5 protein-coding genes and 1 riboswitch are annotated in these 6501 nt (G+C 52.6%); of the genes, 3 read left to right on the plus strand and 2 right to left on the minus strand.

The window, feature by feature from the left end; genetic code table 11:
* Positions 1–17 precede the first annotated feature (17 nt).
* Positions 18–165: riboswitch (cyclic di-AMP (ydaO/yuaA leader) on the minus strand.
* Between the two features lie 180 nt (positions 166–345).
* Positions 346–1992 carry a CPBP family glutamic-type intramembrane protease gene (locus EDM21_RS00435; protein WP_157331857.1) on the plus strand — a complete coding sequence of 549 codons (1647 nt, stop codon included), beginning with the start codon at positions 346–348 and terminating at the stop codon, positions 1990–1992.
* On the opposite strand, the gene uvrC is transcribed toward EDM21_RS00435, so the two are convergent.
* Together uvrC and trxA are read right to left on the minus strand one after the other, a co-directional pair.
* Positions 1958–4069, minus strand: a complete 2112-nt coding sequence (gene uvrC / locus EDM21_RS00440) for an excinuclease ABC subunit UvrC (RefSeq protein WP_166541753.1) — start codon at positions 4067–4069, stop codon at positions 1958–1960. The genes EDM21_RS00435 and uvrC overlap by 35 nt on opposite strands.
* A 109-nt stretch (positions 4070–4178) precedes the next feature.
* On the minus strand, positions 4179–4493 hold the full coding sequence (gene trxA / locus EDM21_RS00445) for a thioredoxin (RefSeq protein WP_157331859.1): 315 nt from the start codon (positions 4491–4493) through the stop codon (positions 4179–4181).
* A gap of 257 nt (positions 4494–4750) precedes the next feature.
* On the opposite strand from trxA, the gene EDM21_RS00450 reads away from it, so the two are divergent.
* Positions 4751–4888: a YqzM family protein gene (locus EDM21_RS00450; RefSeq protein ID WP_157331861.1), complete on the plus strand. Its 138-nt coding sequence runs from the start codon at positions 4751–4753 to the stop codon at positions 4886–4888.
* Between the two features lie 214 nt (positions 4889–5102).
* Complete coding sequence (locus EDM21_RS25295) at positions 5103–6116, plus strand: globin-coupled sensor protein (RefSeq protein ID WP_338043901.1); 1014 nt, start codon at positions 5103–5105, stop codon at positions 6114–6116.
* Positions 6117–6501: the final 385 nt, after the last annotated feature.

Here is a 6501-nt window from a genome sequence, read left to right on the forward strand (position 1 = left end):
CCCACTGCCTTTCGGTATGGTTCCTGCTCTTCGCCTACGAGGTTAGCTGTCGGATTCGGATGTACAGGCACCCTATTCGCCCCGGCCCTTTCGGGCTTCCCGGCAAAATTCACCCCATGGATATGGTTCCCCCGCTTTCCTATGGAAATTCGGCGTATGAAATTATCGAGCTTGAGAATCATCAGAATTATATATCTGTTATTCAACGAATACAATTCGCTTTTATCCTGGTTTTGGAGGGGGAAAAGGCCTGAATCTACTTACAGCTAACTGGCAGACATCATTTGGCATCCTTGCATAAACTATGTTACGTTTAGAAAAACACGAGATTGCGGAGGCTTGCCTATGAGAAAAACAAGAGTTGACAGGTCCCTGCTGCTGTTAGCCGGAATCGGTATCATTCTGTATATCGCCGCTTTACTGGCATACAACCTCAGCTCAGATCCTTCGGAAACCGCTCCGGCAGATGCAATGAAGAGAATAACCAAAGCCCAGGCGGCGGAATCCGCGGCACACTGGCTGCAGCAGCAGGAATTAGCAGCGCCCGGAACCTCGTTAGATACCTTCGTCGTCTATCAATCAAATAAAGACATGAGCGGGTATCTGGAGAAGGAGAAGCTTCAGAAGACCTACAAAGATACATACGGCAGCAAGCTGCCGCTGGATTTCTACCGCGTTGAAGCCGCGGAGAAATCACCGGGGAGCAAACGGTGGGCGGTGGATATCCATCGCGAGACTAAAGCCGTACTCGGGTGGAAACAGCTTCAGGCGGGCACAGCGGTGCAGCAGGGCTCGCTCTCTGAGGCGGAACGGCTCTCCCTTGCGCGCAGTGCCATATCTTCGCTCGGCTATGAGCCGCAAGGATTCCGGCAGCTTCCGGGGGAAGCGGGCTCTCCCGGCCAGCTGGTATTCAAGCGGACTCAAGACCCCGTCGGCAAGGCTGCGATGGAGATCACCATACAGCTGGAAGGCAGCCGCGTTACCGCACTCCAGCAAGGCTTCGATCTTCCCCAGTCGTATTCTTCCTGGCTTAAACAGCAGAATGATGCCGCTGCCTTCATGACAAAGATTTCACTATGGGGAAACGGCCTCATGGCACTGGCCGCCCTGGCCTATACAATCGTAAGGCGCAGAACGGTTCAATTTGGCCGGGGAGTGCTGTTAACGGCTGTTTTTATCGTCATTTACGTGATGAATAATATCAACTCGTACCCGGCATACAAAACAATGAGTCCCATGACGTCAGACGGTCAGGACACGATGGCGGCCTTGCTTCTCATGAACTTCGTGACGCTGCTGATGGGCGCAGCCGTCTACTTCTCCTTTGTTGCCGGAGAAGGCTTGTGGCGGCGTGCAGGGAAGAGCCTGTGGCCCCGCTGGAGCGAAGAAGACTTTGGCCCGCACGTCAAACGAAGCATGCTCCAGGGTTATCTTCTCTGCCTGTTCCTGCTGGGGCTTCAGCAGGTGCTCTTCCTGATCTTCGAGAGAGGACTCGGGGTCTGGTCCATCAACGATCCGTCCACCTCGCCCGAGAATCTGCTCCAGCCCGGCTTTCTGCCTCTCATGGCATGGGCGGCGGCCATCTCGGAAGAAGCGACATTCCGGCTGCTCGGAATCGCTCTCTTCCTGACGCTATTCCGCTTCCGGCTGCAATGGCTGGCGGTGCTGATTCCCAGCCTGATCTGGGCCGCCGGGCACACGGCCTATCCGATCTATCCGGTATACACCCGGCTGATCGAGGTAACTCTGCTCGGCGTGGTTTTCGGAATGGCTTTCCTGAGATACGGCCTGCTCACCGTAGTGTTCGCCCATACCGCAATGAACAGCATTCTCATGGGCTTGACCCTGCTGACGCTTGGTCCGGAGAGTGAGCCCCTGCTGGGCATCGTCTACATCTGGCTGCCCGCTTTAATCGGCTATGCCGCTTCCTGGCTGCACAGCAAAAAAAAGAAGCCGCCTAGTTCTGCGGCTCCCCCTCCACTTCTCCCCTGAGGGATTGAAGAATAACTTCGGCAAGCTTCTCGCCGATTCCAAGAGGCCTAAAGTCTTCGACTGCGGCCTCTTTTATTTTTTTAACCGAACCGAAATGCTTCAGGAGCAGCTTCCTGCGCTTCTCTCCGATTCCCGGAATAGCGTCCAGCTGGGAGACGACCATCGACTTCGCGCGGCTTTCCCTATGGAACGTAATGGCGTAGCGGTGGACCTCATCCTGAATCCGGTGGAGCAGGTAGAACTCCTGGCTGTCGCGCGGAATCGGCACTACCTCCGGAGGATCGCCTGCCAGAAGCATCGCCGTCTTATGCTTGACGTCCTTGGAGAGGCCGCATACGGGCACGAACAAGCCCAGCTCGTTCTCCAAGACGTCGACTGCGACGGATATTTGCCCCTTCCCTCCGTCGACGATGATCAGATCGGGAAGCGGAAGATTCTCCTTCAGCACCCGCTCGTAGCGGCGGCGTATCACTTCACGCATGGACTGGTAATCGTCCGGTCCCTTCACGGTCTTGATCTTGAACTTGCGGTACTCCTTGCGGTCAGGCTTGCCGTCGGTGAAGACGACCATCCCCGCAACCGGGTCGGAACCCTGGATGTTCGAGTTGTCAAACGCCTCAATCCGGCGCACCGGACCGGTCCCCAGCCAGCTGCCGAGCTGCTCGACAGCCAGTACGGTCCGCTGGGCGTCACGCTCGATCAGCCGGAATTTCTCTTCCAGACCGACACGCGCATTGTCGGTCGCCATCTCGATCATCTGCTTCTTCAGCCCGCGCTGAGGGAAGTAGACCTTCACCTTCAGCCAGCTCTCCAGAGCCGCCTTGACGTCCTTCTGGTCGCTGTCGGAAGGCCCGGCCGCGGTGTGCAGATCCGCCTCATTCTCGGCAGCTGCATGATCTGCGAGCTTCGCGAGGGCCGCTTCCCGGCCGCTTCTTCGCCCAGCGTCTTCCAAGCTGCGACCCAATACTCCTGACGCAGGTGGAATGCCTTGCCCGGCACCCTCAGCGGCTTCTGGCAGCGCCGCGGCATCCGAAGAATCCGCAGGTTGTACGGCTGCTGATTCCACCGGCAGAAGAGCGTCTGCAGCGGCTTGCGAGCGACCCGGCAGGAAGATCTCCTTGGGCAGCGCCGGGTTCTCGCTGTACACTTGCATGACGTACGACACGAAGTCGTCGTACTCGTCCCCGTAGAACGGGAACATCGTCACATGCCGTTCGATCAGCTTCCCCTGCCTCATGTACAGAATCTGTACGCACATCCAGCCCTTATCCACGGCATAGCCGAAAATATCCCGGTCGACCACGTCGGTCGTCGTGATTTTCTGCTTCTCCATCACCGCATCGATGTTAATCAGAAGATCGCGCAGTTCCTTGGCGCGCTCGAAGTTCAGTTCTTCAGCCGCGGCATGCATTTTGGAGGAAAGCTCCTTCTTGACCTGATCGTGCCCTCCGCTCAGGAAACGCACGATTCCCTGCACCATCTCTTCGTTCTGCTCCCTGGTTATATCATGCACACAAGGAGCGAGACACTGCCCCAAATGATAGTAAAGACAGACCCGGTCCGGAATCGTCTTGCACTTGCGAAGCGGATACAGACGATCCAGCAGTTTCTTCGTTTCCTGGGCCGCAAAAGCATTCGGATAAGGTCCGAAATATTTCCCTTTGTCCTTAATGATTTTGCGTGTAACTTCCAGACGCGGCTGCTCTTCACTTGTGATTTTGATATAAGGAAACGACTTGTCGTCTTTGAGCAGCACATTATAGCGGGGATAGTGCTGCTTGATCAAGTTGCACTCCAGAATGAGCGCCTCGATGTTGCTGGACGTTACGATATATTCGAAATCGCGTATTTCCGATACGAGCCTCTGCGTCTTACCGTCATGGCTCCCGGTGAAATAAGAACGTACGCGGTTTTTAAGTACCTTGGCTTTCCCTACATAAATGATTTTACCTTCGGTATTCTTCATGAGGTAGCATCCGGGTTTATCCGGCAGCAGCGCGAGTTTATTGCGGATAAGCTCCTCGCTTTCCTCACGGGTCCTGATGTGGAGAGGTCCCTCTCCCCGTTCTTCCGTCACAGCCTCTCCCTCCCTTACTTAACGGCTTCCTTGCCTGCTAACGACAAAAAAAGCTCTTTTCCAGCATAGCAGAAAAAGAGCTTTTTCTCATTCATTATCCCATCAAATCTTATTGATGGCGGGAAAGTACATTCTTGAGCGCGTCTTTGGACTGGAAGCCCACGACTTTATCAACCGGCTGGCCGTTCTTGAATACGATCAGGGTCGGGATGCTCATTACGCCAAAACGGGAAGCGGATTCCGGATTGTCATCCACGTTCACTTTTGCAATTTTGAGGTTAGTATCTTCCTTGGACAGCTCTTCAAGCACAGGTGCTATCATCTTACAAGGTCCGCACCATGGTGCCCAGAAATCAACAAGAACCGTTCCTTCTGCTTCTACTTCACCTTTAAAGGATTGGTCCGTTACGTTTACGATCGCCATGATTTCTTCCTCCTTAATAATCTAAAAGTTCATCGAAATCCTCAGCGGATCCGGATATGTCAACATGTAAAGTATACCACAATACGAGTCTTTTTCAAACGAAGCCACCCCCCAGTAAAAAATGGCAGTTCACTTTTATGTTACAAGTTTGTCACGGATTCCAGTTTAGGATGCTTTACAAGTTTCTTGAAAAATGGGTATACTGGATCATAAGCCTAAATCTGCACTTTTAAGCGGATAAGCAAGGAGGAACATGCGTGAGTGATCCTAGAATTCATGTAAATGAAGAGCCCCGCAACGATTTTATGGATGTCGCCCTTGGTTTTGGCGGATTCTTCATCGTTCTGATGGGTATCTTCACCATTGGAGTCATTATCAAATTGCTGGTGGGCTGATACAGAGCTAAGAAGGAAACCTGCTGCTATGCGGACAGGTTTTTTTCTTGCGTTTTGCACGCTATCGCGCGCCTGTATTGAACATCAACTCACAATGGAAAGCATCATTTGGGACCTAAGCTCCCTTTAAGAAGGATTTTCCAATAGACATGTAGAAGAATAGCTGGGGGCAACATGTCCCATAACAGATAGCAGCAAACTCGAAGAAAATGGGGTGCCCTTCTTGATTCAATTGTCTGACAAAAGATCACAGCAGGTTTGTTTTACCGGGATTACCGAGAAAGATTTGCAGTTGCTGAAGTCGCATGAAACGGCTTTCAGAGAAATTGTGGATGTCATGGTCGAAGAACTTTACGATCAGTTGGTTAAAGAGCCTGCCTTAAAACAAATTATTGAGCGCCACAGCACACTGGACCGTCTGAAGAAAACGCAAGCCGACTATTTTCTTTCAATGACAGCCGGTGTGATTAACGAACGATACATTGAAGATCGTCTGATTGTCGGAAGGGTGCATTCGCGCATCGGTCTCACTACAGACTGGTATCTCGGCACTTATATGTTATATCTGGATCTGTCCCTGGTTCATTTCCGCCGGATTATGCCTGATGGGCCCTGGATGGAGATCGTACATGCCTTGACCAAGATGTTCAACCTTGATTCCCAGCTCGTCCTCGAAGCTTACGAGAAAGACGAGAAGGCTCAAGTCCAGAAGCTCGCGGATGATCAGGCTTTGATGCTGACCGGCATCAACAAAGCGGTACAAGACCTCGCTTCTATGATGGTCGAACTGAGCAGCAGCAGCCAGATGGTAGCGGAGACAGCTATCTCCACCGCCGAATCCCAGGACAAATCCCATCAACTGCTCCAGCAGCTGAATGAAGAAGTAACCCATATTGAAGGCATGGGATCCCTGATGAAGGAAATTTCGGATCAGACCCATCTGCTCGGCCTTAATGCGGCGATCGAAGCTGCACACTCCGGCGAATACGGCCGCGGATTCGAAGTCGTCGCCAACGAAGTGCGTAAGCTGGCCTCGCGTTCGCGGGAATCTCTGGAGCTTATCCAAGACAAGCTCGAAGCCATCAACGCGATTCTGGATAAAGTTCACTCCGAGTCGGAGCAAACGACCAACTATGCGCGTACGCAAGCGGCAAGCTCAGAGGAGCTGACTTCCTTCGCCCAAATGGTGGAGCGTGTCACCCATGAACTTGAACAGCTCAAGAAGTAATTCTTCTACACATACAAATATACTGGCCGCATGCCGGACACATACAGTCTGCCCGCCGAACGATCCGGTGCGGGTGGACTGTTTTAGTTGGACGGATTTAATTCCGCCCGGCCGCATTCAACAAAGAACCGCCGGGAGCACCCCGGCGGTTCCAGCCTGTAGACAAAGTTCCGTAAGGAGCAGGGTCTACAGGCTTTTTTATCGAATTAGTAAGTAAAACGGTGAGCCGAGGTGTAAAAAATGCTGAGTAAGAGCAATAACGAAGGTCGCTTTCAAGTTTCCGTTCATTCCTTGGACGAGTTAGTCCCTAAGCATCATTTAGTACGTAAAATCGAGAATGCCATCGACTTCTCTTTCATCTACGATCTGGTTCGAGACAAATATA

The sequence above is a fragment of the Paenibacillus lutrae genome (genome assembly GCF_009757775.1).
GTDB classification, from domain to species: Bacteria; Bacillota; Bacilli; order Paenibacillales; family NBRC-103111; genus Paenibacillus_F; species Paenibacillus_F lutrae.